General features: G+C 67.7%; 20 protein-coding genes. 3 read left to right on the top strand and 17 right to left on the bottom strand.

Annotation, left to right across the window (positions count from 1 at the left end):
• Nucleotides 1-64 precede the first annotated feature (64 nt).
• The 4 genes from hutI to tdh are packed head-to-tail and all read right to left on the bottom strand — an operon-like array spanning nt 65 to nt 4,698.
• Nucleotides 65-1,276 carry an imidazolonepropionase gene (gene hutI / locus AC5RUU_RS03710; RefSeq protein WP_493973865.1) on the bottom strand — a complete coding sequence of 404 codons (1,212 nt, stop codon included), beginning with the start codon at nt 1,274-1,276 and terminating at the stop codon, nt 65-67.
• An 11-nt stretch (nt 1,277-1,287) separates the two neighbouring features.
• Nucleotides 1,288-2,394, bottom strand: a complete 1,107-nt coding sequence (locus tag AC5RUU_RS03705) for an NAD(P)/FAD-dependent oxidoreductase (protein WP_493973864.1) — start codon at nt 2,392-2,394, stop codon at nt 1,288-1,290.
• A 40-nt stretch (nt 2,395-2,434) separates the two neighbouring features.
• Complete coding sequence (locus tag AC5RUU_RS03700) at nt 2,435-3,643, bottom strand: glycine C-acetyltransferase (protein WP_493973863.1); 1,209 nt, start codon at nt 3,641-3,643, stop codon at nt 2,435-2,437.
• An 8-nt stretch (nt 3,644-3,651) separates the two neighbouring features.
• The gene (gene tdh / locus AC5RUU_RS03695) at nt 3,652-4,698 is read right to left on the bottom strand and encodes an L-threonine 3-dehydrogenase (protein ID WP_493973862.1); all 1,047 of its coding nucleotides are present in this window, start codon (nt 4,696-4,698) and stop codon (nt 3,652-3,654) included.
• A 131-nt stretch (nt 4,699-4,829) separates the two neighbouring features.
• Between tdh and AC5RUU_RS03690 the strand changes: the two genes are divergently transcribed.
• Entirely contained in the window at nt 4,830-5,741 is a 912-nt protein-coding gene (locus AC5RUU_RS03690) for a LysR family transcriptional regulator (protein ID WP_493973861.1), read from the top strand.
• A gap of 7 nt (nt 5,742-5,748) precedes the next feature.
• Here AC5RUU_RS03690 and AC5RUU_RS03685 read toward each other — a convergent pair whose 3' ends face one another.
• The 5 genes from AC5RUU_RS03685 to AC5RUU_RS03665 form a co-directional block, all read right to left on the bottom strand.
• On the bottom strand, nt 5,749-6,402 hold the full coding sequence (locus AC5RUU_RS03685) for a hypothetical protein (RefSeq protein ID WP_493973860.1): 654 nt from the start codon (nt 6,400-6,402) through the stop codon (nt 5,749-5,751).
• A 188-nt stretch (nt 6,403-6,590) separates the two neighbouring features.
• Entirely contained in the window at nt 6,591-8,099 is a 1,509-nt protein-coding gene (gene gatB / locus AC5RUU_RS03680; RefSeq protein WP_493973859.1) for an Asp-tRNA(Asn)/Glu-tRNA(Gln) amidotransferase subunit GatB, read from the bottom strand.
• Nucleotides 8,099-9,673: an Asp-tRNA(Asn)/Glu-tRNA(Gln) amidotransferase subunit GatA gene (gene gatA, locus AC5RUU_RS03675; RefSeq protein WP_493973858.1), complete on the bottom strand. Its 1,575-nt coding sequence runs from the start codon at nt 9,671-9,673 to the stop codon at nt 8,099-8,101. The genes gatB and gatA overlap by 1 nt, the downstream gene beginning before the upstream one ends.
• Before the next feature lie 3 nt (nt 9,674-9,676).
• Entirely contained in the window at nt 9,677-9,973 is a 297-nt protein-coding gene (gene gatC, locus AC5RUU_RS03670) for an Asp-tRNA(Asn)/Glu-tRNA(Gln) amidotransferase subunit GatC (protein WP_009359679.1), read from the bottom strand.
• A 147-nt stretch (nt 9,974-10,120) separates the two neighbouring features.
• A complete protein-coding gene (locus AC5RUU_RS03665) occupies nt 10,121-11,608 on the bottom strand; it encodes a CitMHS family transporter (RefSeq protein WP_493973857.1) in 1,488 nt (495 codons plus the stop codon).
• A 201-nt stretch (nt 11,609-11,809) separates the two neighbouring features.
• On the opposite strand from AC5RUU_RS03665, the gene AC5RUU_RS03660 reads away from it, so the two are divergent.
• Both AC5RUU_RS03660 and AC5RUU_RS03655 read left to right on the top strand, forming a co-directional pair.
• The gene (locus AC5RUU_RS03660; protein WP_493973856.1) at nt 11,810-13,543 is read left to right on the top strand and encodes a sensor histidine kinase; all 1,734 of its coding nucleotides are present in this window, start codon (nt 11,810-11,812) and stop codon (nt 13,541-13,543) included.
• Nucleotides 13,536-14,201, top strand: a complete 666-nt coding sequence (locus AC5RUU_RS03655) for a response regulator (protein ID WP_493973855.1) — start codon at nt 13,536-13,538, stop codon at nt 14,199-14,201. The genes AC5RUU_RS03660 and AC5RUU_RS03655 overlap by 8 nt, the downstream gene beginning before the upstream one ends.
• 13 nt (nt 14,202-14,214) lie before the next feature.
• Here the strand turns inward: AC5RUU_RS03655 and AC5RUU_RS03650 are convergent, their stop codons facing one another.
• From AC5RUU_RS03650 to AC5RUU_RS03615, 8 genes are all read right to left on the bottom strand, one after another.
• Nucleotides 14,215-14,598, bottom strand: a complete 384-nt coding sequence (locus AC5RUU_RS03650) for a RidA family protein (RefSeq protein ID WP_493973854.1) — start codon at nt 14,596-14,598, stop codon at nt 14,215-14,217.
• Between the two features lie 47 nt (nt 14,599-14,645).
• On the bottom strand, nt 14,646-15,149 hold the full coding sequence (locus AC5RUU_RS03645; protein WP_493973853.1) for a GNAT family N-acetyltransferase: 504 nt from the start codon (nt 15,147-15,149) through the stop codon (nt 14,646-14,648).
• Nucleotides 15,150-15,257: 108 nt separating this feature from the next.
• Nucleotides 15,258-16,094, bottom strand: a complete 837-nt coding sequence (locus AC5RUU_RS03640; protein ID WP_493973852.1) for an inositol monophosphatase family protein — start codon at nt 16,092-16,094, stop codon at nt 15,258-15,260.
• On the bottom strand, nt 16,091-18,367 hold the full coding sequence (gene ligA, locus AC5RUU_RS03635; RefSeq protein WP_493973851.1) for an NAD-dependent DNA ligase LigA: 2,277 nt from the start codon (nt 18,365-18,367) through the stop codon (nt 16,091-16,093). Before ligA ends, AC5RUU_RS03640 begins: the two co-directional genes overlap by 4 nt.
• A gap of 37 nt (nt 18,368-18,404) precedes the next feature.
• The gene (locus AC5RUU_RS03630; RefSeq protein ID WP_493973850.1) at nt 18,405-19,025 is read right to left on the bottom strand and encodes a hypothetical protein; all 621 of its coding nucleotides are present in this window, start codon (nt 19,023-19,025) and stop codon (nt 18,405-18,407) included.
• 151 nt (nt 19,026-19,176) lie between these two features.
• Nucleotides 19,177-19,788: a hypothetical protein gene (locus AC5RUU_RS03625; RefSeq protein ID WP_493973849.1), complete on the bottom strand. Its 612-nt coding sequence runs from the start codon at nt 19,786-19,788 to the stop codon at nt 19,177-19,179.
• A gap of 121 nt (nt 19,789-19,909) precedes the next feature.
• Complete coding sequence (locus AC5RUU_RS03620; RefSeq protein ID WP_493973848.1) at nt 19,910-24,355, bottom strand: type VII secretion EssC family protein; 4,446 nt, start codon at nt 24,353-24,355, stop codon at nt 19,910-19,912.
• Entirely contained in the window at nt 24,352-25,056 is a 705-nt protein-coding gene (locus AC5RUU_RS03615) for a hypothetical protein (protein WP_493973847.1), read from the bottom strand. The genes AC5RUU_RS03620 and AC5RUU_RS03615 overlap by 4 nt, the downstream gene beginning before the upstream one ends.
• Nucleotides 25,057-25,093 lie beyond the last annotated feature (37 nt).

Here is a 25,093-nt window from a genome sequence, read left to right as displayed (position 1 = left end):
GATGACGTTTTCTGATCATAACAGAATCAAAACGATCAAGAACCGTCATTTGGGGTGGAGCGGATTACCGTTGCCTGACACCCGCCCGCCACACAGCGTACGTCAACGGCATGCCCGGCCGGTAAGCCAGGTGTGTGGCCGACGGCGCGTTAAGCATATGGAGGTCCGCCCGGTGTCCGACGGCGACGGAACCCACTGCCCGTTCGCCGTCGGCATCCCTGCCCGTTTCCTTGTGCAACGCCAGGGCGCCGCCGTACGTCGCCGCACGTACCGCCTCGTGCACGCTGAGGTGCATCTGCAACACGGCCGTGGAAACGCAGAACGCCATCGAACTCGTGTAGGACGTGCCCGGGTTGCAGTTGGAGGCGAGGGCCACCTGGACACCGGCGTCCAGGAGTGTGCGGGCCGGGGCCAGCGGCTGGCGGGTGGAGAGGTCGCAGGCGGGCAGGCAGGTGGCAACGGTGCCCCGTTCCCCGGTACCCCGGGCGGCGTCCCAGCCCGACCAGGTTCCCGCCAGGGCTTCGACGTCCCCGTCCGCAAGGTAGTTCACATGGTCCACGCTGGCCGCACGGACTTCCACGGCAAGCTGCACGCCCGGGCCCTCGCCGAGCTGGTTGCCGTGCACGCGCAACCCAAGGCCGGCGTCGCGGCAGGCCAGCAGAACCCGCCGGGACTGTTCCTCGGAAAAGGCTCCCTCCTCGCAAAACACGTCAGCCCACTGCGCGTAGGGACGGACCGCGGCCAGCATGGGCCCGCAGACCAGGTCCGTGTAGGCGTCCGGATCCTGGCCGGCGGGTACCAGGTGGGCGCCGAGGTAGGTCACCTGGTCGGCGGCGGTGGAGGCGATGCGGGCACTGCGCGCCTCGTGCTCCACGTCCAGCCCGTAGCCGGTTTTTGTTTCCAGGTAGGTTGTTCCCTGCGAGACCGCTTCCGCAACCCGGCCGAGCGCCAGGCGGGTGAGATCGTAGTCGGAGGTGCTGCGGGTGGCATCCATAGTCACCGCGATGCCGCCGGCGGCGTACTGCTCACCCGCCATGCGCGCCTCGAACTCGGCCGTCCGGTCGCCGGCGAACAGCAGGTGGGTATGGGAATCGACCCAGCCTGGAAGTACGGCCCGACCGCCTGCGTCAACGGCGTCGTCCGCTGCCGGCGCATCGGCAGCGGCCCCGATCCAGGCGATCCGCTCACCCTCGACCACCACCGCGGCGTCTTTCAGGACCCGGTGTTCCAGGTCCTGGGTCATCAGCTCGGCGATGTTGGTGATCAGGGTGCTCATGCAACCATTCTTCAGCGCCGGATGGACCAGCGCGTTGCCGCCAGCGCCTGTGCTGTCCGGGATTCCGGACTGTACCCGCCTGTCGCGCGCTGGCCGGCCAGGATCTGCCCGGCAGCCAGCTCCGCCATGGCGGAGGACGTCTGGAAACCGTAGCCGCCTTGTCCTGCGAGCCAGTAGAAGCCTGGTGCCTCGGCGTCGAATCCCGCCACCGGGACACCGTCGGCAGCTTCGGTGCGAAGACCAGTCCATGCCTTGCGCACCTCCGTGATGCCGAGCGTGGTGACGGTATTCAGCCGCTCCACAAGGCGCTCGACGTCGCCTGCCCGCGGCCTGGCATCTTCGGGCCCGCTGGGCACGGCCTCCGACGGCGAGATCAGGACGTCATTGCCTTCGCGACGAAAGTAGAACGTGTGGTCCGCGGCAGCCACCATAGGGCTGTGTTCCGGCAGGGGATGCTCGACGGCGGCAATCGCCGCGGTGCGCCTGTACGGCTGCAATCCCAGCTTTTCCACCCCGCTGATGACGGCGAGTTCATCGGCCCAGGCACCGGCCGCGTTAACCAGGACGGCTGCCTGGAAGGCTTCCGTGCCCGCGCCGACCTCCCAGCCGGACCCGAGCCGCTGCGCGGAATGGACCTTGGCCCCGGTAAAGATGTCCGCTCCGCCGGCCACTGCCCGCTGCCGGTGGTCCTCCAGCAGCAAGGGGGCATTGGAACCGAACGACCCTGTGTCCAGGCCCGCCGCGGAGAACGAATCCGGGACCAGTGCAGGGCAAAGTTCCAGCGCCTCGGCGTGGGTTATGGGACGCATGGAACCGCTTGCTTCCGCCGCCACCCCGGCCTCGCTGCCGATCAGCATGAAGCTCCGGGGCGTCAGGACCGGTTCGGGCAGTTCGGCGTCCCGGGCGGCGATCAGCTCAAGTGTCCTGGCTGTCAGCTCCTGGACCACGGGCGGGCCAAAGCTGGGGATCAGCTGGCGGGCGGAGCGGGAGGACGTGTGGTAGGCAAGCTCCTGCTCGGCCTCCACCAGCGCAACTCTGCATTTGCCCGCCAGCGCGGACGCCAGGGACAATCCGGCAATGCCGCCGCCGACAATCAGGACATCGTAATGTGCTGCCATGCGTCCATCCTTGCAGAGTTGCCGCCCCAGCCGCGCAGGGTCAGGCTCCCGCCCCGGCACGGCTGGCGACGAAGGCACGGACGCACGCTTCGACGTCGTCGGCGGAATGCGCAGCCGAAAGTTGCACCCTGATGCGCGCTGCTCCCCGCGGGACCACCGGAAAACTGAAGGCAGTAACGAAGACGCCGTGCTGCAGCATGCGGTCTGCCACCTTGGCGGCCATCACCGCGTCGCCGAACATAACCGGGACAATGGCGTGTTCGCCCGGAAGGAGGTCAAAGCCTTCCTCCGTCATCCGGCGGCGGAACAGTGCCGCATTGTCGAAAAGCTGCCGCCGCAGGTCCGCTGAATTCTCCACCAGGTCCAAGGCCTTGAGGGTGGCGGCCACGATGGCCGGGGCCAGCGAGTTGGAAAAGAGGTACGGCCGGGCCTTCTGCCGGAGCATCGCGACAATTTCGGCACGGCCGGAGACATAGCCGCCGGACGCGCCGCCCAGGGCCTTGCCGAAAGTCCCGGTGTAGATATCCACCCGGTCCGACACCCCGGCGTGTTCCGGGGTGCCGGCTCCAGTGCTGCCCATGAAGCCGACGGCATGGGAGTCGTCCACCATCACCAGCGCGCCGTACTGTTCGGCGAGGTCGCAGATGGCCTGGAGCGGGGCCAGGTAGCCGTCCATGGAGAACACGCCGTCGGTGACGATGATCTTCCGGCGGGCGGGCTTGTCCTGCGTCGATGCCGCTACGAGTTTGGCCTCCAGGTCCGCCATGTCCTGGTTCGCGTACCTGTACCGCTGCGCCTTGCACAGGCGGATGCCGTCGATGATGGAGGCGTGGTTGAGGGCGTCGGAGATGATGGCGTCCTCCGGGCCGAAGAGGGACTCGAACACCCCGCCATTGGCGTCGAAGCAGCTGGAGAAGAGGATGGTGTCCTCCGTGCCGAGGAAGCGGGAGACCCTGGCTTCAAGTTCCAGGTGCAGGTCCTGGGTGCCGCAGATGAACCGGACGCTGGCCATGCCGAAGCCCCGCTCATCCATCGCGGCCTTCGCTGCGCTGATAATCTCCGGGTGGTCTGCCAGGCCAAGGTAGTTGTTGGCGCAGAAGTTCAGGACCCCGGCACCGGGTGAGCCGATCCGGCCGGCGGTGATGTGGCTTGATTGGGGCGATGTGATGCTGCGTTCGGTCTTGTAGAGCCCGGCGGTGCGGATGTCCTCCAGCTCGGCCTGCAACTGGTCCTTGATTGCGGTGTACATGGGGTTCCTTAGAGTCGGGTCCAGTCGAGGACAACTTTGCCGCCGGTGCCGCTGCGGGCGAGGTCGAAGGCCTTTTCCCACTCCGTGGCGGGCAGCGTGTCCGTGACCACTGCGGAGATGCCCGCGTGGAGCACCGGGTTGGATGAGAGCATGGCGCTCATGGCGTACCATGTTTCGTACATCTCGCGCCCGTAGATCCCCTTGAGAGTGAGCATGTGGGTGACCACCTTCCCCCAGTCGATGGTGATGTCCTGGCTGGGCAGGCCCAGCATGGCAATCCGGCCGCCGTGGTTCATGTTGTCGATCATTTCGGGCAGCGCCGAGGGGTGGCCGGACATCTCCATCCCGATGTCGAACCCTTCACGCATGCCCAGTTCCCGCTGGGCGTCGCGGACGCGGGTGGTGGAGACGTCGATGGCCAGGTCCGCGCCAAGCTGGCCGGCCAAGTCCAGCCGGGGACGGGACACGTCTGTGATGGCGATCTTGCGGGCCCCGGCGTGGCGGGCGACGGCGATCGCCATCAGCCCGATGGGACCGGCCCCGGTAATCAGCACGTCCTCGCCCACCAGCGGAAAGCTCAGGGCGGTGTGCACCGCGTTGCCAAAGGGATCGAAGATGGCACCGAGTTCGGGCGTGACCGACGGATCGTGGTGGACCCAGACGTTGGTTTCCGGGATCACAACGTACTCGGCGAAGGCCCCGTCCCGCTGCACGCCCACGCTGACAGTGTGGATGCACATCTGGCGGCGGCCTGCACGGCAGTTACGGCAGATGCCGCAGACCACGTGCCCCTCGCCGGACACCCGGTCGCCCACTTTCACGTCGCGGACGTGCCCGCCGGCCTCCACCACTTCGCCATAGAACTCGTGGCCGGCTATCAGGGGAGCCTCGATGATCCCCTGCGCCCAGGAGTCCCAGGACTGGATGTGAAGGTCGGTGCCGCAGATCCCGGTGGTCATGACGCGGATCTTGACGTCGGCCGGGCCCACCGCGGGCTCCGGACGGTCCACCAGTTCGAATCCGGCCTGCGGCCCGGCCTTATAGAGAGCCTTCATCGGCTTCCTTACTCTTGGTTGTCACGTCTTTGGCAGTCTTGCCCTCCCCATTACAACGCGGGTAACGGTTTAGCACAACAGTGATTCCCTCAATCCACGATGTAGCAGTTACTAATGCATAGACTGGGTAGATGGAGATCCACCAGCTCGAAATCCTCCGCGAACTCGGGGCACTGGGCAGCGTCAAGGCGGTGGCGGACACCCTCATGGTCACCCCGTCCGCCGTCTCCCAGCAACTGGCCCTGCTGCAGCGCACGGTGGAGGTACCCCTGACACGCAAGGAGGGCCGGAACCTGGTGCTCACCGAGGCAGGTCAGGTTCTCGCGGACGCAGGCGCCGCCGTCGTCAGCGCCCTGGCCGATGCCAAAAGCGCGATCGGCAGCTACCACGGTTCGGCCGCAGGGCGGGTGACCCTGAGCGGTTTCCACAGCGCCGGGCAGGCTGTTTTCGCTCCGCTGGCCAGGATGCTGGACGCACCGGACCAGCCGCGGGTTGAACTGTCCGACGAGGACGTGGCCCAGCAGGACTTCCCCGGCCTGACCGCGCGGTACGACCTGGTGCTGGCGCACCGCATGGACCACAGCCCGGGATGGCCGGCGGAGCGGGTCACCGTGATACCGCTCGCGCATGAGCCGCTGGATGTGGCGCTGCCGGCAACACACCTGCTGGCGCGGAAGCGGGCACTGGCCGTGGCCGACGTCGCCGGTGAAGCCTGGGTGACCAGCCACGCGGGATACTCCCCCGCGGACGTGCTGTCCGCCGTCGCCGCCGTGTCCAGCCGTGAACTGAACATCGTCCACCGCATCAATGACTACTCCACCGTGGCGGCCCTGGTGGCTGCCGGCGGCGTGGTTGGGCTACTGCCCAGGTACACGGCCGGACCGGTCCTGAATCCGGACATCGTGCTGCGGCCGCTCGAAGGCATCAGTACCCGGCGGCGGATCGACCTGCTGGCCAGGCCCGAGAACTTGAAGCGCCGTTCGGTGATGATCGTCTGTGAGGCTTTGCAGGAGATCATGGCGGGCCTGGTTGACCGGCGCTGAGTTTTGCCTACTTGTCCCTGCCGTGGCCCTTGCCGTGTCCGTTTCCGCGGCCCAGCCCGAGCCCGGGCACGTCCCCGGCGCCCTCGGCGATCCGCTCGGCGGTGGCCTGGCCGCCGTTCTTCACCCCGGAGATCCGGACAACTTCACCGGCGGTGATGTCCGCAATGGTTCCATCTGCGGGCCGCAGCCGCTTGCCGCCGTCGCCCGTTGGCGGGGCCCCGTCCGCCGCCGGACCCGGGATCCTGGTGATCTTCGTTTCGGCGTTGACCGTGTACGCCTGGGTGTGGCCGTCCTCGCTCCTCAAGGTGATTGAGCTGGGGCTGACGGCCTCCACGGTGCCGCGCTGTTCAAGGACCGTCTGGAACGTGCCGTCCGCTTTCTTGACCACGCTTTCACTGTGCAGCAGCTGGGGACGCTGGGCCTTGTCTGGTTTGGCCGGCTTGTCTGGTTTGGCCGGCTTGTCCAGTTTGGCCTGCTTGGCTGATTTGGCGGGCTTGTCCTGTTGGCCTGGGGCCGACTGCGAGGGCGACGGCGGGTCCGCGGACCACGCGAGGGCCGTCCCCGTCCCTGTCATTGCGAGGGCTATAGCCCCCGCGAGGAAGGCCTTGCGGATCCCTGGCTGGTGCTGCAGTGGCATCGCGGTCCCTTTCGCGTGGCTCACGGGGGAGCCTGCGGCGGCGGCCTCCGTGCGCTCCAGTGTAAGCGGACGATGCACCGGTGCACACGGGTACTTTTGGAGCACCACCACCTGAGTACTTAAAGCCCAACTGGGTCGCAGCAGATGTCGTTATGGGCGTTCAAAACGACATTAGCTGCGACCCAGTTGGGTGCCAGGGACCAGACGGCGGGCTAGACGGTGACGCCCAGCTTCTCAAGGATCAGTTCACGGACGCGGCCCGCGTCGGCCTGCCCGCGGGTGGCCTTCATGACGCCGCCCACGATGGCGCCGATAGCCTGGACCTTGCCACCGCGGATCTTGTCGGCGACGTCGGGCTGCGCAGCGAGGGCGGCGTCGATGGCTTCCAGCAGGGGGCCGTCGTCGGACACGACGGCGAGGCCGCGCTTTTCGACGATTTCCGCCGGGGTGCCCTCACCGGCGAGCACGCCGTCCAGCACCTGCGACGCCATCTTGTTGTTGATCTTGCCGTCCTCCACCATCCGGGCAAGCTCCACGATGGTGGCCGGCTGGACACCCAGCTGGCCGGGGTCCACGTCGGCAGCCTTGGCACGGCCCACGATCTCACCCATCCACCACTTGCGTGCCACGGAAGCGCTGGCGCCGGCGGCTATGGTCTCCTCGATCTCATCCAGGACGCCGGCGTTCACCACGTCGCGGAATTCGAGGTCGGAATAGCCCCAGCTGGCCTTGAGCCGCTTGCGGCGCTCGGCCGGCGGCTCGGGCAGGGTGGCGCGGAGCTCCTCCACCCATTCGCGGGAGGCGACCACGGGAACCAGGTCCGGCTCCGGGAAGTAGCGGTAGTCGTCGGCATCGGACTTGGCACGGCCGGACGTGGTGGTGCGGGTGTCCTCATGCCAGTGCCGGGTTTCCTGGATGACCGGTTCACCGGAGTCCAGGACGGCGGCGTGGCGCTGGATCTCGTAGCGGACGGCGTGTTCGACGGCGCGCAGCGAGTTCACGTTCTTCGTTTCGGAGCGGATGCCAAAACGTTCGCGGCCGTGCGGGCGGAGCGAGACGTTGGCGTCGCAGCGCACGTTGCCGCGTTCCATCCGCGCGTCGGAGACGCCGAGGTTCTTCACGATCTCCCGGACCGCCGCGACATAGGCCTTGGCGAGCTCGGGAGCGCGGGAACCGGCACCCTGGATCGGCTTGGTGACGATCTCCACCAGCGGCACTCCCGCACGGTTGTAGTCCACCAGCGAGAAGTCGGCGCCCTGGATGCGGCCGGTCGCCCCGCCCATGTGGGTCAGCTTGCCGGCGTCCTCTTCCATGTGCGCGCGCTCGATCTCCACGCGGAACACGGTTCCGTCCTCCAGTTCGACGTCCAGGTAGCCGTCGTAGGCGATGGGTTCGTCGTACTGCGAGGTCTGGAAGTTCTTGGGAGTGTCCGGGTAGAAGTAGTTCTTCCGGGCGAAGCGGCAGCTCTCGGCAATCTTGCAGTTGAGGGCCAGGCCGATCTTGATGGAGGACTCCACGGCCGTCTTGTTCACTACCGGCAGGACGCCCGGCATGCCGAGGTCCACCTCGTTGACGTTGGTGTTGGGCTCGTCACCGAAGACGTTGGGCGCGGAGGAGAACATCTTGGTCTTGGTGTTGAGCTCCACGTGGACCTCGAACCCCAGGACGGGATCGTACTTCTCCATGGCCTCGTCGAAGCTGAGGATTGCGTCAGTGGTCATTATTTTGCCTCCTGGGTTTCGAGGGCCGCGCTACCGGCAAGGTCGGGGGCGTGGGCAAGCAGCGGACCGCCCCACTTGGCCTCGAGCAGGGATTCCAGGACGGCGCCCACGCGGTACAGGCGGGCATCCTCCCGGGCGGGTGCGAGCAGCTGGATGCCTACGGGCAGTCCGTCCTCGTCCGCCAGTCCCCCGGGCAGGGACAGCCCGGGAACGCCGGCCAGGTTGGCCGGGATGGTGGCGACGTCGTTCAGGTACATGGCCAGCGGGTCGTCCAGCTTCTCTCCAAGGCGGAAGGCAGTGGTGGGTGCCGTGGGGGAAATCAGGACGTCCGCCACGGTGAACGCGGCGTCGAAGTCCCGCTGCACCAGGGTGCGGACCTTCTGCGCCGAGCCGTAGTAGGCGTCGTAGTAGCCGGCGCTCAAGGCGTAGGTGCCCAGGATGATGCGGCGCTTGACCTCGTCGCCGAAGCCTGCAGCGCGGGTGGCACCCATGACGCGTTCGATGGTCATGGGACCGTCCTCGGGCAGGACGCGCAGGCCGTAGCGGACGCCGTCGAACTTTGCGAGGTTGGAGGACGCCTCGGAGGGCATGATGAGGTAGTAGGCACCCAGGGCGTACTGGAAGTTGGGGCAGGAAACCTCGACGATTTCCGCTCCCGCTTCACGCAGCAGCGCCAGGGAATCGTTGAAGCGGTTCTCAACACCGGCCTGGTAGCCCTCGCCGTGGAGTTCCTTGATGATGCCGATCCGCAGCCCTTCGACGTTGCCGGTCTTCGCGGCGGCAACAAGGTCGGCCAGCGGGTCGGGCAACGAGGTGGAATCGCGGGAGTCGTGCCCACCGATGACCTGGTGCAGGAGAGCCGAGTCCAGGACGGTCCGGGAGACCGGGCCGATCTGGTCCAGCGAGGAGGCCATGGCGATGGCACCGTAGCGGGAGACGCTGCCGTAGGTGGGCTTGACGCCCACCGTCCCGGTGACGGCGCCGGGCTGGCGGATGGATCCACCGGTGTCCGTGCCGAGGGCCAGCGGTGCCTCGAAGGCGGCGACGGCGGCAGCGGAGCCACCGCCGGAGCCGCCGGGGATGCGGTCCAGGTCCCAAGGGTTGCGGGTGGGGCCGTAGGCCGAGTGCTCCGTGGAGGAGCCCATGGCGAATTCGTCCAGGTTGGTCTTGCCCAGGATGGGCATCTTCGCAGCGCGCAGGCGCTCCACGACGGTGGCGTCGTACGGGCTGTGCCAGCCCTGGAGGATCTTGGAGCCCGCCGTGGTGGGCTGGCCGATGGTGACGATGAGGTCCTTGACCGCGATGGGCACGCCGGCCAGGTAATGAAGGGCCTCGGCCTCCGGGCCGCCGCCGGCACGGATGGCATCCACTTCGGCCGCGACGGCGAGCGCTTCCTCGGCGTTGATGTGCAGGTACGCGTTGACGCCGCGTTCGCCGCCGTCCACTTCGGCGATCCGGTCCAGGTACGCCTGGACGACCTCGACGGCGGTAACTTCGCGGGCGCGCAGCTTGTCGGCGAGCTGTGCGGCGGAGAGCCGGATCAGGACGGCGGCGCTGGTGTTCTGTTCAGTCATTGTTTAGTCCTCATCCAGGATTGCCGGAACCTTGAAACGGTTGTCGTCGGAATCCGGGGCACCGGAGAGTGCCTGTTCCGCCGTGAAGGTGTGGCCCACAACGTCCTCGCGGAAAACGTTGCTCAGCGGGATGGGGTGGGACGTGGCCGGCACGTCGTCTCCGGCGGCTTCACTGACCGACTTGATCGCATCAACGATGACGGCGAGTTCTCCGGCCATCCTGTCCAGCTCATGAGCACTCATCTCGATGTGAGCGAGCCGCGCGAGATGCGCAACGTCGTCACGGTTGATCGCAGCCATGGATCTCCCCTGCAAAGTTCGGATTGGTTTCCGATCCATTCTAGTGGGGAAACGATGATGCCCGTCTGACGACCCCCAGCGGGCGTCAGACGGGCACCTTCATGCCGGGGTACCGCCCACAAGGAACAGCACCGCGGCAGCTACAGACTAACCGATACCGATGGCTCCGGTCAGCATGCCGATTCCCAGCATGACCAGGGACACCACGGCGCTGCGCCACAGCACCTTCTTGTGGTGGTCGCCCAGGTCCACCTTGGCCAGGGACACCAGCAGCAGGATGGCCGGAACCAGCGGGCTCTGCATGTGGAACGGCTGGCCGGTGATGGAGGCGCGGGCCATTTCGGCGGCGCTGATGCCATAGTGTGCGGCGGTCTCACTCAGGACCGGCAGCACGCCGAAGTAGAAGGCGTCATTGCTCATGAAGAACGTCATGGGGATGCTGAGGACGCCGGTGATGACGGCCATGAACGGGCCCATGCTGGACGGGATGATTTGCACCAGCCAGGCGGACATGGCTTCCACCATGCCGGTGCCGGTCAGCACGCCGGTGAGGACGGAGGCCGCCATGACCATGCTGACTACGGCGACGATGGACGGAGCGTGGGCCACCAGCTGGGTGCCCTGGTCCTTGACCTTGGGGAAGTTCACCAGCAGCGCGACGGCGGAGCCCACCATGAAGACGTACGGCAGCGGGACGAGGTCGGCGATGAGCATGCCCATGACGGCCACCGTGAGGGCCAGGTTGAACCAGAACAGCTTGGGGCGCAGGGTGCTGCGGTTGGGGTCCAGGGCGGTGTCGGCCATGGCCGTGTCGCTGTCGTCCACCAGGCCTTCGGGACGGTCCAGCACTGCAACGGACGAACCCTCGGGGGAGAGACCGCCGGCGGCGGGGGCTGCTCCGCCGGAGTTGCCCCCCGTGCGTCCGCGGCCGGTTCCGAAACCGCCGCCCGCAGAGCCGGCGGAAGCGCCGCCGTCGAAGTTCTCGGCAGTATCCGGGACACCCCAGATTTCAGGCTGGGTGGCGCGGAGCCGGTTGCGCTCCTGCAGGCCGAGGAGCCAAGCGAAGGCGAGGACCACGGCAATGCCGGCGATCAGTGACGGAAGCATGGGGACGAAGACGTCGTTGACGTCGATTTCCAGCGCGGTGGCGGCGCGGGCGGTGGGGCCGCCCCACGGAACGATGTTCATGGTGCCGTTGGCAAGGCCGGCCACGCAGGTGAGGACCACCGGGCTCATCTTGAGCCGCAGGTAGATGGGCAGCATGGCTGCCGTGGTGAGGATGAATGTGGTGGAGCCGTCGCCGTCGAGGGACACGGCGGCTGCCAGCAGGGCGGTGCCCAGGACGACCTTGGCGGGATCATTGCCCAGCTTGCGGAGGATGAACTTCACCAGCGGGTCAAACAGCCCGACGTCGATCATCAGCCCGAAGTAGATGATGGCGAACATCAGCAGCGCGGCGGTGGAGGTCATGGACTTCATGGAATCCAGGACCATGTCCCCGATGCCCAGGCCGGCACCGGCGAAAAGTCCGAAAACGGTGGGGACGATGATCAGCGCCAGCACTGGCGTCAACTTCTTCGTCATGATCAGCACCATGAATACCGCGATCATGGCGAATCCAAGTATTACCAGCACAGCCGGCTCCTTCTTGTGAACGGCACCACAGCGTTGTGATGCGTGCTACAGACTGTAGGGTGGCGGCCGTCACGGCAGTGCCTTTGGCTCAATTGATTGGCATACTGCTTATTGGGAGCATTTTGCTCATTCTGCTCACAGGATTCTGCCGCAGTTCCGACCGCTCCCCGGCAGCAGGCAGGACACGTATCAAGGAGGACCATGCAGCGTTCCGCCTCCCGGCCGCCGCTGCGGTTCTCCACGCAGACCCTGCTGCTGCAGCTGGCCGTGGTGCTGCTGGTGGTCCTGCTGAGCGCTGCCGTCCATGCCTGGCTTACTTATGGCAGGGTGGGCAGTGAGGCCGAGAACCAGGCACTGACCCTCGCCCGGACCGTCGCCTCGGACCCCTCCGTGCGGGCGGACGTGCTCGCCATCAGCGAAAGGGAGGGCACTCCCCCGCCGTCCGAACTCGCAGCCGGTCCCCTGATGCAGGCAGCCGAGGCCGCACGGACCCGGACCGGTGCGCTCTTCGTTGTGATCACCGACGAAACCGGCCTCCGGCTGGCGCATCCGGATCCCGGGCGGCTCGGCGAAAAGGTGAGCACTGACCCCACGGAGGCCCTGGCCGGGCAGGAGGTCACCACCCGGAACACCGGGACGCTGGGCCCCTCCGCGGGTGCCAAGGTGCCGGTGTACGCCCCCGGCAGCAACACCGTGGTGGGCGAGGTGAGCGTGGGGTATTCGATGGAGACGGTGGGCCAGAGCGTGGCCCGCGACATCGGGCCCGTTGCAGGAACGGCAGCAGGAGCCCTGCTGGCCGGCGTGCTGGGCTCCTTCCTGCTGCGCCGCCGGCTGCAGCGGCTGACGCTCGGCCTGGAGCCGGAGGAGATCAGCACGCTGGTCCATGACCAGGTGGCGGTACTGCAGGGCGTGGACGACGGCGTCATCGGCGTGAGTGCCGACGGCCGGATCAGCGTGTTCAACGCAGCCGCGCAACGCCTGCTCAACCTCCCTGACCTGACCGGCGAGCGCTGGGAGGACGCCCCGGTGCCGGACCAGTTGAAGTCGCTGACCAGGCCCGGTACCGGAGGCGACGCCCTGGAACTCGTTGCGGGCGGCCGGGTGCTGGTTGCCAACGCCCGCAAGGCCCTGCACCGGCGGGAGGACCTGGGCTGGGTGGTGATGCTCCGCGACCGCACGGAGCTGCAGGAGCTCACCCGCCAGCTGGATGCCGTGGGCACCATGTCAACAGCATTGCGTGCCCAGCGCCACGAGTTCGCCAACCAGTTGCACACACTGGCGGGGTTCATGAGCATCGGCCAGCACCGGCAGGCCCGCGAGTACCTGGCGCAGCTGGCTGCCACCGGCCCCCTGAAGTTCCCGGTTGAGCAGGCGGAACTGCTCCAGGACCCGTACCTGCAGGCGTTCGTGGGTGCCAAGGGCGTGGAGGCCGACGAACGCGGCGTCACCCTCCGCATTGGGCCCGAGACTTTGGTCCGCGGGCAGGTCACCGACGCGCAGGACGTCACCACGGTGCTGGGCAACCTGATCGACAACGCGGTCAACGCCGCGGTGGCGGGTTCAGCCGCAGAACGCTGGGTCGAGCTGGAGGTACTGGATGAGCCGGACGACGACGGCGGCACCCTCCACGTAGTGGTGGCGGACTCGGGCGACGGGCTGGCTGAGGGGACGGACGCCGAGCAGGTCTTCGCCGAAGGTTTCACTACCGCCACCGGTCCCGTGCGTGCCGGTGGCGGCCAGGGCTTCGGGCTGGCGCTTGCCCGGCAGCTGGCCCGGCGCCGCGGCGGGGACGTGACAGTGCTGGACCAGGGCAGGCCGGGTGGACCGGGAGCGGTTTTCATGGCCACGCTGCCGCGTACCACTGCGGGAAGGACCGTTGCCCGCGGTGCGATGACGCCACAATTGAACCCACGGGGAAAGGACAACGATGGCTGAGGATTTCCGGGTCCTGATCGTGGACGACGACTTCCACGTGGCCAAGCTCCATGCCGCCTACGTTGACTCGGTGGCGGGCTTCCTGGCATTGGCGCCGGTGGGCACGGCCTCGCTGGCGCTGCAGGCGATCCACAGCCTGCGGCCCGACCTGGTGCTGCTGGACGTTTACCTGCCGGACGCTTCAGGCCTTGACCTGCTCCAGCAGCTGGACGTCGATACCGTCATGCTCAGCGCAGCCTCGGACGCCCCGTCAGTCCGGACGGCCTTCCGCCGCGGGGCACTGGGATACCTGCTGAAGCCATTCACGGCGGACGCCCTGTCGCAGCAGCTGCGGAGCTATGCCCGGTACCGGCGCCTGCTTTCCCAGCCCGGGGCCCTTGACCAGGACTCGGTGGAGCGCGCCAAAAGGTCGCTGATCCCGGGGGACGCCAGCCCGTCGGCGAAGCCCCGCTCAGCGACGGAAGCCGCGGTACTGGAATCGCTGGTTCCCGGCGAGCAGTATTCGGCCGCCGAAGTGGCCAGCCGGGTGGGGGTGTCCCGGGCAACGGCGCAGCGCTACCTTTCTTCCCTGGCGGACGACGGCGCCGTCGACATCCAGCTGCGGTACGGGAGCACGGGCAGGCCGGAGCACCGCTACGGCGTGCCCGCCACGCCCTAAGGCATCACCTCTGCTAGCTGGTGCTCTTCTGCGCAACGAGCTCGATCTCGACGAGCATCTCTGGGTCCAAAAACGGCAGCACGTGCACCAGCGACAGGGTGGGACGGATGTCGCCGAACACCTCACCGTGCGCGCGGCCCGCCTCTTCCCACTTGCTGATGTCCGTCAGGTACAGCTTGGACTGCACAACGTCCTCGAAGCTGAAACCGGCATCGGCCAGGACCTTGCCAAGCTTCTGCAGGATGTACTGGGTCTGGGTGTAGAAGTCACCGCCCACGATGCCCTCATCGCCGCTGGCAGCGGTGGCCGAAATGTACAGGGTGTTGTCCACCTGGACGGCGCGGGAGTAGCCGAGCGACTGTTCCCAGACGGAGCCGGTGCCGAAGGTTTTGCGCATGGTGGGGCCTTTCGAAGCTGGAGTGGGTCGGCACCACTTTAGGGCGGCTACAGGTCCAGCCGGTAAACCAGCAGTTTTATGTCAGTTCCGGGCACGAACCAGTCCCGTTCCGGGACCCGTGCGAAGCCGGTCTTGTCGTACAGTCCACGGGCGCTTTCCCACGTGCTCCCAGTGGTCAGCGATACAGCATTGATCCCGTCCAGGGCCTTGGCATGCTCAAGGATGGCCGCCAGCATGGCCTTGCCTGCCCCGGTGCGCTGCGCGGCCGGGTCCACCACCAGCATGCGGAACTCGAGCTCGTCGGGCAGGGCAATGTCCGCGTAGGGCTCGCCGGCGAGGGCCAGCGTGACCGAACCGAGCACATCCCCGGCCCGTTCTGCCACCCAGACGGTGGCCTGGCCGGCCCGCAGGGCAACGTCCTGGACCTTGCGCATGTAGGGATGGCCGGCGTCGTCAAAGTACCCGGCCGCCAGGTAGGAATCCCTGGTGATGCGGGCAACGGCGTCGAAGTCTGTTTCGTCGGCGGGCCGGACTGTTACTGGCGGTTGCACCGAACAATGGTAGTGCTTCCAGCCGGCAGGAGCGGGCGAAACCGGGGTTTCCGTGACTGAACTATCACCCGGCGCCGGCTCGCTGCTCATGCGGACACCAGGCCGGCGTCAGAGCGGGAATTTACCGGACAGCTCAAGGCTCGCCGCGCAGGTCCACGCGTCCAGCCGTTCCCGGTCGCCTGGGCCACCGTCGAGCGGGCTGGTGAGCCGCGGCCGGCGGACCCAGCAGCCGGCTTCCTCCGCGATCAGCGCCCCGGCCGAGAAATCGTGCTCGTTGAGCCCCCGCTCACCGAAGGCGTCGTGCGTGCCGTCCGCCACCAGGCACAGGTCCAGCGCAGCGGACCCGAGCCTGCGGACATCCGCGAAATCCTTCAGCAGTTCGGCAAACTGCTCGGCCTGCTCGGAACGGACCTGGGGGTCGTAGTTGAACCCGGTGGCCAGGATTTGCCCCTTGCGTCCCGGAACCGGCCCTTCGAGCCGCGTAAGCGTCCCGTTTTCCTCCAGCCAGGCGCCCTGGCCGCGGGACGCGTAATAAACGCGGCCCAGTGCAGGGGCGTGAACCACGCCGGCCAGCCATACGCCATCCGCGTCCGCTACAGCAACCGACGTGCCGTAATAGACGATATTGCGGATGAAGTTGGTGGTGCCATCCAGCGGGTCGATGGACCAGCGGTAGCCGCTGGGTGCCTGGGGCCGGGTGGTTCCGTGTTCTTCTCCCGTGATGGTGTCGTTCGGGCGGGCCGTGGCGATGACCCCGCGGACGGCGTTCTCGGCAGCGACGTCAAAGGCGGTCACCCAGTCACCGGCCTCGCCCTTGTTGCTGGGATCCAAGGCGTCCCGGGTCCTGGTGGCCAGCACCTCCGCCCCGGCCGCCGCCGCTTCCCTGGCAACGGCGAGCAGCGCGTCCAGGATGGTCTTGTCTGCTGTGCCTGGTGCGCCGGTCATACGGTTTCCTCCACGGCATGTTCGTCGGTTTCTGTCTCTGCCGCTTGCCCGGCCAGCGCCTCGGGGCCACCGTCCAGCAGCTGGCGGAAGCGGTCCTCGTCAAGCACTGGAATGCCAAGCTGGACGGCCTTGTCCAGCTTGGTTCCTGCGCTTTCGCCGGCCACCACGAAGCTGGTGTTCTTGGAGACCGAGCCTGCGGCCTTGCCGCCCCTGACCAGGATTGCTTCCTTTGCCTCATCCCGGCTGAAGTTGGGCAGCGACCCGGTAACCACCACCGTGAGTCCCTCGAGGGTCCGTGGCGTGGATTCGTCCCGTTCGTCAGCCATCCGGACGCCTGCCGCCGCCCAGCGGTCGACGATGTCCCGGTGCCAGTCCTCCGCGAACCATTCCTTAAGTGCGGCGGCGATCGTGGGTCCCACGCCGTCCACGTGGGCGAGGTCTTCCTCGGAGGCAGCCCGGATGGCGGCCATGCTGCCGAAGGCCTGCGCGAGTGCCCGTGATGCCCGCGGGCCGACATGCCGGATGGACAGTGCCACCAGGACGCGCCAGAGCGGCTGCGCCTTGGCCTTCTCCAGTTCCTTGAACAGCTTCTCGGTGGTGGCCGTGGGCTTTGACGGCGACTTTGCCGTGCCCTTGCTGTAGAAGTAGGGAACCAGTTCGTAGTCTCCGGTCCCTGCGCCCTTGGACCGTTTCTCGCGCCGGATCCGAACACCGGCCAGGTCCTCTGGGGCCAGGTCGAACAGGCCAGCCTCGGAGGTGAGCGGCGGAACCTCCGGCTCGGCGGGCTGCGTCAGCGCGATGGCGGCCTCCCAGCCCAGTGCCTCGATGTCGAAGGCGCCACGGCCGGCCAGGTGGAACACGCGCTCCCGAAGCTGGGAGGGGCAGGACTTTGCGTTGGGGCAGCGGATATCCACGTCGCCCTCCTTGGCGGGCGCCAGCGGGGTGCCGCAGGAGGGGCATTCGGCAGGCATCACGAAATCCCGCACCGGCGGATCCTGCTGGTCGCGCAGGGCCAGGACCGGGCCCACGATTTCCGGAATGACGTCGCCTGCCTTGCGCAGGATGACGATGTCGCCGATCTTCACGCCTTTGGCCCTGACCACATCCTGGTTGTGCAGCGTGGCCATCTCCACCGTGGAGCCGGCCACCTTGACCGGCTCCATCATGCCGAAGGGCGTCACCCGGCCCGTGCGCCCCACGTTGACCTGGATGTCCAGCAGCTTGGTGTGCACTTCTTCCGGCGGGTACTTGTAGGCGACAGCCCAGCGCGGAACGCGGGTGGTGTAGCCGAGGGCCCGCTGGGTGGCGAAATCGTCCACCTTGATGACGATGCCGTCAATCTCGTGGAGCAGTTTGTGGCGCTGGTCGCCGTACTTTTCGATGAATTCCAGGACGTCCTCCCGGCGCTCCAGCACCTCGAAGTAGGGGCTGACAGGAAGGCCCCACTCCTTCAGCAGGCGGTAGGTTTCGGACTGGCTGCGGGCATCCAGCCCCTCGCGGGCACCGATGCCGTGGACAAACATCTTCAGCGGACGCTTGGCCGTTTCGGCGGGGTCCTTCTGGCGTAGCGAGCCGGCCGCGGCGTTCCGCGGGTTGGCCAGCGGCGCCTTGCCCGCTTCGATGAGCGCCTCGTTGAATTCCGCGAACTCCTTGGACGGGATGAAGACCTCGCCGCGGACTTCCATCTCCGCAGGGAAGCCGTCACCGTCCAGCTGCTGCGGGATCTCCTTGATGGTGAGCACGTTGTGCGTGATGTCCTCGCCGGTTGTTCCGTCGCCGCGGGTGGCGGCACGCACCAGTTTCCCGTCCCGGTACAGCAGGTTGACTGCCAGGCCGTCGATTTTGAGCTCTGTGAGCCAGGCGGCCCTGGCGGCACCGTCACCGAGCTTTTCGATGCTGGCCTCCGCCCTGTTCAGCCAGGCTTCGAGCTCGTCGATGGAGAAGACGTCCTCGAGGCTGTACATGCGCTGCAGGTGTTCAACGGCCGCGAAGGCGGCTGACACTTCGCCGCCCACCTCCTGGGTGGGTGAATCGTTGGACACCAGCTCCGGGTGGAGTGCCTCGATCTCCTCGAGGCGGCGGAAAAGCGTGTCGAATTCGGCGTCCGATACCAGGGGGGCGTCTTCCTGGTAGTACGCGAACCGGTACTTCCGGACGAGGTCTGCCAGGTTCTCATATTCCTCCCGGAGGGAGTCGGAAGGGATGGCGTCCGGGCTGTCGGGGCTGCTGTTCCTGGGGGCTGTCTTTTCTGCGGGGCCTGGTCCTGTGCTCACAGACCTATCTTGCCTTACGGGTGCGACAGGACGCCGGTTAGTGTGCCCGGAGGCGGGTCCTGCCCCACCAGATGAACGCCGCACCGCCCGCGCCCACCAGCAACGTGCCGGTTGCGATAGGAAGCAACTCGGGACCCCCGGTACCGGGGCCAGCTGCAGGGGTTATGCCGGCCACCTGAGTTGCCGTGGCGGACCGGGTGAGGCGAGTATTCCAGTCCGGCGTGCCGGAGGGCCCGGCCGACGTGGCGGAGCCGGTACCCGCAGCTGCGGTTTCTGCTCCGGCCCTTTCCGGTGCCGCCTCTTCGGCTGGATCCCGCACAGAAGGTCCGGGTGCCGGCGCAGTAGCAGCCGGTGATGCGGCCGGTTGTGTGGGCCCGGCGGGTGCTTCTGCGGCAGGGTTCCCTGGCTGCGCCGTGGTTTCGGCCGGAGCATGCGCTGGGTGTTCAACATCTGTGGGTTCCGGCCTGCCGCCGTTAAGGATGGGCAGGCACACAAGGCCGCAGTCTTCGGCCGGAGCGCCCGTTTCCGGCGTGGTGGCAGGCGATGGCTCGGGGGAATCGGCAACTGCGGGCCCTGCCAGGAAAAGGAGGGCGATGGCCAGGACCGCTGCGGTTGCGGTGGTGGACATAACGCGGAGGGCCGGTGAAGTCGGGGTCATTGCTACCTTTCGATGCGCGCAGTCCCCCACCGCGGCTTTTCTGGTCTCCCCGGCAGTCTTATACAGCCGGAACCGGGGCCGCAAATCCGCTCATTGCCCCGGGCTGTGACCTGTGGCCGGCGCGACCGCCCGCCGGGTGTCCGGGCAGGTGTCAGTGCGAGCGGAGGCGGTTCCTGCCCCACCAGGCGAAGGCGCCGCCGCCCGCACCCACCAGGAGGACGCCGGCGGCGACGGCGGGAAGGTTGGCGCCGTCGGCGCCCGCACCCGGACGTGACACGGCCGCCGCCTGGCTCGCCTTGGCGGACCGGGTGACGGGGGTGTTCCGGTTCGATCCCGACGGCGGTGCAGCACTTGGGGTGGCGGTGGCGGACGGACCCGCTGCAGCTTCGGTTTCGGTTGGCTCAGCAGCCGGCTCGGCGGGCATCAGTTCAACGGAAGCAGTGGGAGCTGCAGGAGCTGCGGCAGGCGGGGACGGGGCTGCCGGTTGGGGCGCTGCGGGCTGCGTATCCGACGGCGGCTCCGGTTGCCAGTTGTCGTCCTCGGGTTTCGCCGTCCTGGTGGGCCGCGGCTCGACGGTCCGGGTGGCAGCAGGGTCCGATGTGCAGTCGTCCCCGCAGCCGGGTTCTGTGGTGGCCGTTGCCGAATGTGTGGGCTCGGGGGAATCGGCCTGTGCAGCACCGCCAGCAAGGGTAACTGCGGCGGCCAGCACTGCTGCCGATGCCGTTGCCGAGACAGCGCGGAGGAGCGGAGAGGACGGGCTCATGCATACCTTTCGGTGCGCGCAGTCCCCCGTCTGCGGCTTTCTGGTCTTCCAAGCAGTCTTCTACAACACGCCGGAGGGCCGCAAATCCATCGATTGTGCGGCCCCACGGGTATAAGGCTTCCTAGTCGCGGTTCTCCGGCGGCAGCGCCACCTGGATCTTGCGGGCCTTTCCGCGTCCCACCACATAGCCCCGGCCGGGGATGAACTCTGGGCTGACCCGGCCCAGTGAGGTGTTAAGCAGGCTGTCCCCCTCGATGTCGCCCGGGTTGAGCAGCAGGCCCCGCCGGCCCGATTTGAACGGCTGCGCGAGCTGCCACGCCGAGGACCAGGTGGAAGTTTCCGACTCGCCCACCACCCACTGGTCCGCCTTGACGGAGGCCGTGACCAGCTGTGCCACGCCGGACTCTGCGAGGGTGTCGGTGAATTCGGTCAGCCCCTCGATGAAGATGGCCAGTTTGCCCGGGTTGCCGGAGGAATGCTCCACCAGTTCCTCCGCCACCTCGGCGAGGTCGTCGGGACCCACCACGGAGCGGTTCCACAGAGGCAGAGAGGCGACGGCGGAGCGCCGGGACCCGACGTAGATCAGCTCCGTGTCCGGGTTGGACCGGCGAAGGGCGTAGGCCAGGGTGACCAATGCCACGGTGCGTCCGGCGCCGGGAGGGCCTGCCAGCAGCAGCGGGCCCCGGGACATGATCCCTGCGGGCTCCAGCGTTTCGTCGTCGACGCCGATGACCGGCAGGTCGGGGCCGCCGGCCGGCAGGACGTCCAGGTCCACCTGTTCGGGGAGCCGCTCGATGCCGGGAGCGGTGTCCAGGCCTTGGCGCAGCATCGCCTCGCTGAGCTTGTGCACCTCGCGGGCCTGCAGCGCAAGGTTGGAGTTTCCGCCGAGCACGGCCAGCTGGACCTCCAGCCCGTCCAGCAGCCCACGGCCTGGCGGTGAGCCGGCGCCCAGGACGTCACGGGGCACGTCCATCGAAATGTAGTCGTCCTCCGAGGACAGGCGCAGCACCAGCCGGCGCTGGATGGAGGCGAGCAGTGATGCCGGCACGGCGTTGGGCCGGTCGCCGGTCACCACCAGGTGGATGCCCAGGGTGCGGCCGTCGGTGGCCAGCTGCAGGAAGATGTCCCACAGGCCGGACAGCTTGCTGTGTTCGTAGGCCTCCCGGAATGCGGACATGCCGTCCACAAGGACGAAGATGCGCTTTTCGTCAGGCCGGTTGGCCAGCTTGCGGTACTCCACGATGGTGGACGCACGGACCTCGGCGAAGCGGGCGGAACGCCGCTCGGCGATGTCGCGCAGCAGGCGCAGCAGCCGTCCAACCCGTTCCACGTCGTCGCCGTCGATGACGTCGCCCACGTGCGGGAGCTCTTCGAGCATGCTCAGCCCGGACGAGCCGCAGTCGATACCGTATACATGGACCGGGCCGCCCCGGGGCGTCACCGCCGCCGCGATGGCGATTCCGCGGAGGGCGGCCGACTTTCCTGAACCGCCCGTTCCGTAGATGGCCATGTTGCCGTCCTTGTCCGGCTCGTAGAAGACCGTGGGCTGGTCCTGCCGGGCGGGGTCGTCGCCGACGCCTAGCAGCAACCGTTCATCAGTTCGCGGGTTGGGCAGCTTGGAGAAGTCGTAGGTCGTGGCCAGTTCATCCAGCCATGGCTTCCGCGGCGGCCGGATGCCCAGGGCACCTGCGGCGCGGACGATGTTCGTCGTCATCCGCGCGATGTCATTGGGCCCCGCAGGTTCTGCCACTGCCGGTTTTTCCGGTGCCGGCGGTTCCCAGCTGGGTCCGGATCCGAAGGCCATTTCAACGATGTCGATCTGGGGCCGCTGCGGTTTGTCCGTGGTCCAGCCGCCGGCGTAGCCGGTCTGGAATCCCTGGATCCGGCCCGGTCCGGTCTTCGCGGCGCCGCGTCCGGGAATGCCGGGGTCGAAGTAGGCGGCGTCGGGGACGCCCAGGATGTCGGTGGCGTCGTCCTCGTCGGCCATGCGCAGCGCCACGCGGAGGTTGGTGTTGGCCCGCAGGCTGTCCTTGATGACACCGGCGGGACGCTGGGTTGCCAGGATCAGGTGCAGGCCCAGGGACCGCCCGCGTGCCGCAACGTCCACCACGCCGTCCACGAACTCGGGGACGTCGTTGGCGAGGGCCGCGAATTCGTCCACGATGATGATGAGGTACGGCGGGGCGTCCGGATCTGCTTCGCGTTGCAATGCCAGCAGGTCCTTTGCCTTCTTCCGGTTGAGCAGCTGCTCCCGGTAGTGGAGTTCGGCGCGGAGGGACGTCAGGGCCCGACGCACCAGGTGCGGCGACAGGTCGGTGACCAGCCCCACCGTGTGCGGGAGGTTGATGCAGTCCGCGAAGGCGGCGCCGCCCTTGTAGTCCACGAACAGGAAGCTGACGCGGTCCGGGCTGTAAGCGGCCGCCATGCCCATCACCCAGGACTGCAGGAATTCGGACTTGCCGGCACCGGTGGTACCGCCCACCAGGGCGTGCGGACCTTCGTTCTTCAAGTCCAGGTACAGCGGCTCGATGCCCTTGGATCCCACGAGGGCGCGGAGCGTGCCGTTGTCCTTGCGGTTGGCCACGGCGGTGGCGTGGACGGAGTTGTTTTCGGTCCAACGTTCGGCCACCGCCTGGGGGTTGTCCAGGAAGTCCTTGCCGATGAGCTTGGCGTAGGAGACGGACCGTGGCAGGTCGGAGTCGTCGTTCACGGGCTTGCCCACATCCACCACGGGGGCGAGCATCCTGGCCAGCTGGCCGGCGAGTTCAGCTTCCACGCTTTCGCAGCTGACCGGGTACGTGTGCCGGCCCAGGCGCACCTGGCCGGTGGTAGTGCCGTGGTCGCCATCCACCACCATGAAATCGCGGCAGGCGGCCGGGAGTGCCTGGATGTCCGTGGCCACCCACAGGACGTGGACACCGGAATCCGGGCCGCGTTCGGCGAGCCTGGTGAGGCGTCCCCGGTCCACGGGCGCGTCGTCCTCCACGATCACCAGCACGGACGGCAGCACGGGCTCCTCCAGCTCGTGCTTGGCCGGGTCCACGTCCGGCCGCAGGTCGGGGCCGGAACGCCTGGCGGCGGCCTCCCGCGCGTCGAGCAGGTCCTCGAGGCGGGCCAGGAGCGAGGACCCACCCGCGGATCCCGCGGCGAGGTGGTCGCCGGACAACGGGCTGTGGCCGGACCCGACGTGGGGCAACCACTGCAGCCAGTTCCACCGCTCCCGCGACTGGGCGGACGTGATGGCCGTGAGGACCACTTCCGCCGGGGAGTGGAGCCCCACAAGCTGGAGCACCATGCCGCGTGCAACGTCGTCCACCAGGCCGCGGGCGCCGGCGATCCCCAGCGATCCGGAGGTACGGAGCTGGCAGACCACGGGAACGCCATCGATATCCCGGAACTGTTTCAGGCAGTCCTGGATTTCCCGCGTGTACTGGACTTCGGTGTCGTTGTTGGCAGGTTCTTCGAGCTGGAGGCGGGAGGGCGCCGTTCCCATGCCGAACCGCAGCCCCAGGAAAGACTTGTGTTCGGGGCGGTGGGTCCACAGCAGCGGCCCCAGTTTGTAGATGGCGTCGACGGTGTCGCTGACGGAGGGCGCCTCATGCAGCCGGACGGCGCGTTCCACCTTCTGAAGCCCGGTGATGTCCTCGCGGAACGCGGCCATTGAGGCGCGGAAATGTTTGAGGCCGTCCTTGCGCAGGCGGCGGTTGCGCATTTTCTGGTCAACGTAGTGACCCACGATGAACAGCGGCATCATCAGCATGAACACCATGGACAGCGCGTTGCGCGTGACGGCGAAAATCACGGCGCCCATCATCAGCGGCGCGATCAGCATGATGTACGGGAAGGGCTGGTCCTCGGGTCGCTTCGGCCCGGCCGGAACCACGCGCTTGGGTTCCTCGAACCGGGGCACCACCCGCGGTGACCGGTTGAAGTCCACCATGGGCGACGTCGGTGCTGCCGCATGGTTGTGCCCCAGCGGAACCACTGTCACGGTGGTGTCGCCCAGGGTGACGGTGTCTGAGGAGTTCAAGGTTGCGCGGGTGACGGGAAGGCCGTCCATCAGGAGCCCGTTGGCGGAGTTCGTGTCGACGATCTCCACCCCCTCGCCCACGGTGATGCGGGCGTGGCGTTTGGAGGTGAGGGGGTCCGTGAGCCGGATATCCACGTCCCGGTCCCGGCCGATGTAGCTGGTGCCGGTGGGCAGCGAGAATTCGCGGCCGACGTCGGGCCCTGACAGCACGCGGAGGGTGGCGGCCGCGGGGCCGCGGCTGCTTCCGGGTTCGTGGAACTGTTCGCTCACCTGGGCCAGCGACACCACGGAGCCGGGGCGGAGGCCGGACTCGAGGAGGTTGTCCGTGCGGGTCAGGACATTGCCGCTGATGCCTGCGCCCACGAACGCCTCGTCGATGCGCAGGGAAAGGTTCTCCGGAGCGGGGGTCCCCTTGCGGTCCGGGTCCGCGGCCCACAGCACGGCGGCAATGTCGGCCACGGTGGCCAGGCCGTCCACTGTCACGGCAAGGTCCTTGGCTTCGGCGGGCTCGCGGCGGAGTGTCAGCCGGATCCTCATCCTTCGTCCACGCCCCTCATCTTCTCAAGCAGGTAGAGGTCGTCGGGCGTCACCAGATGCGAGGTCACGGCGTGTTCCACCAGCCTCGCGCGGCGGTTCGTGGCGAGTTTGCCGCCACCTCCGCGCAGTCCCACCACGCCCACGCGGTCGAGTTTGTCGCACACGTTGTCCAGCTTCCGGTTGAACCGGGTCAGTGCCCAGCCAAGGGTTTTGGCGGCGGCGGCCGACGAGGGGATGGCGCTGAACCCGGTGCCTTCCCGGCGGAGCATGGGTTCCGCGAGCGCCACGATGAGGGCCTTCTGGGAGTCCGTGAACACCACCGGGCCAATGGTCGTGTCGCCGCTGACGCCGCCTTCGCGCGCCTCCTGCCGGAAGGACGGGGTCTTCAGGTGCACGGCGAACTCATAGGTGGTGGGGCCGGCCGTGAAGATGATGTTGGTATGGCTGAACACCAGCGGGATCCGGGCGCCGGGAGACAGCCAGGCCTGCATCCCGCCGGAGGCGTCGGCCACCGTGGCGGACAGCATGCTGCCCACGTTGCTGAGCCACCAGATGCCGTCGTAGCGGGCCACCTGCAGGAACTGCCGGTGCAGGTACGGGTTATCGTCCACTTCCAGGTCGCCTTCGCGACCGATGTTGAAGACGTCCTCATCCGACGGTTCGTACCATTCACCACAGAAATCTATTGCTAGATCCCCCATGTTCTGTGTCTCCTTCCGGGCAGTCCCCGCGTGATTG

The organism is Arthrobacter sp. K4-10C (assembly GCF_059090085.1).
This window is presented reverse-complemented; position numbering and strand designations above follow the sequence as displayed.

Bases quoted from the DNA above. Each gene is read 5' to 3' on its own strand.
- hutI (WP_493973865.1), bottom strand. From the start codon at position 1,276: ATGAGCACCCTGATCACCAACATCGCCGAGCTGATGACCCAGGACCTG.
- AC5RUU_RS03705 (WP_493973864.1), bottom strand. From the start codon at position 2,394: ATGGCAGCACATTACGATGTCCTGATTGTCGGCGGCGGCATTGCCGGA.
- AC5RUU_RS03700 (WP_493973863.1), bottom strand. From the start codon at position 3,643: ATGTACACCGCAATCAAGGACCAGTTGCAGGCCGAGCTGGAGGACATC.
- tdh (WP_493973862.1), bottom strand. From the start codon at position 4,698: ATGAAGGCTCTCTATAAGGCCGGGCCGCAGGCCGGATTCGAACTGGTG.
- AC5RUU_RS03690 (WP_493973861.1), top strand. From the start codon at position 4,830: ATGGAGATCCACCAGCTCGAAATCCTCCGCGAACTCGGGGCACTGGGC.
- gatB (WP_493973859.1), bottom strand. From the start codon at position 8,099: ATGACCACTGACGCAATCCTCAGCTTCGACGAGGCCATGGAGAAGTAC.
- gatA (WP_493973858.1), bottom strand. From the start codon at position 9,673: ATGACTGAACAGAACACCAGCGCCGCCGTCCTGATCCGGCTCTCCGCC.
- gatC (WP_009359679.1), bottom strand. From the start codon at position 9,973: ATGGCTGCGATCAACCGTGACGACGTTGCGCATCTCGCGCGGCTCGCT.
- AC5RUU_RS03660 (WP_493973856.1), top strand. From the start codon at position 11,810: ATGCAGCGTTCCGCCTCCCGGCCGCCGCTGCGGTTCTCCACGCAGACC.
- AC5RUU_RS03655 (WP_493973855.1), top strand. From the start codon at position 13,536: ATGGCTGAGGATTTCCGGGTCCTGATCGTGGACGACGACTTCCACGTG.
- AC5RUU_RS03650 (WP_493973854.1), bottom strand. From the start codon at position 14,598: ATGCGCAAAACCTTCGGCACCGGCTCCGTCTGGGAACAGTCGCTCGGC.
- AC5RUU_RS03640 (WP_493973852.1), bottom strand. From the start codon at position 16,094: ATGACCGGCGCACCAGGCACAGCAGACAAGACCATCCTGGACGCGCTG.
- AC5RUU_RS03630 (WP_493973850.1), bottom strand. From the start codon at position 19,025: ATGACCCCGACTTCACCGGCCCTCCGCGTTATGTCCACCACCGCAACC.
- AC5RUU_RS03625 (WP_493973849.1), bottom strand. From the start codon at position 19,788: ATGAGCCCGTCCTCTCCGCTCCTCCGCGCTGTCTCGGCAACGGCATCG.
- AC5RUU_RS03620 (WP_493973848.1), bottom strand. From the start codon at position 24,355: ATGAGGATCCGGCTGACACTCCGCCGCGAGCCCGCCGAAGCCAAGGAC.
- AC5RUU_RS03615 (WP_493973847.1), bottom strand. From the start codon at position 25,056: ATGGGGGATCTAGCAATAGATTTCTGTGGTGAATGGTACGAACCGTCG.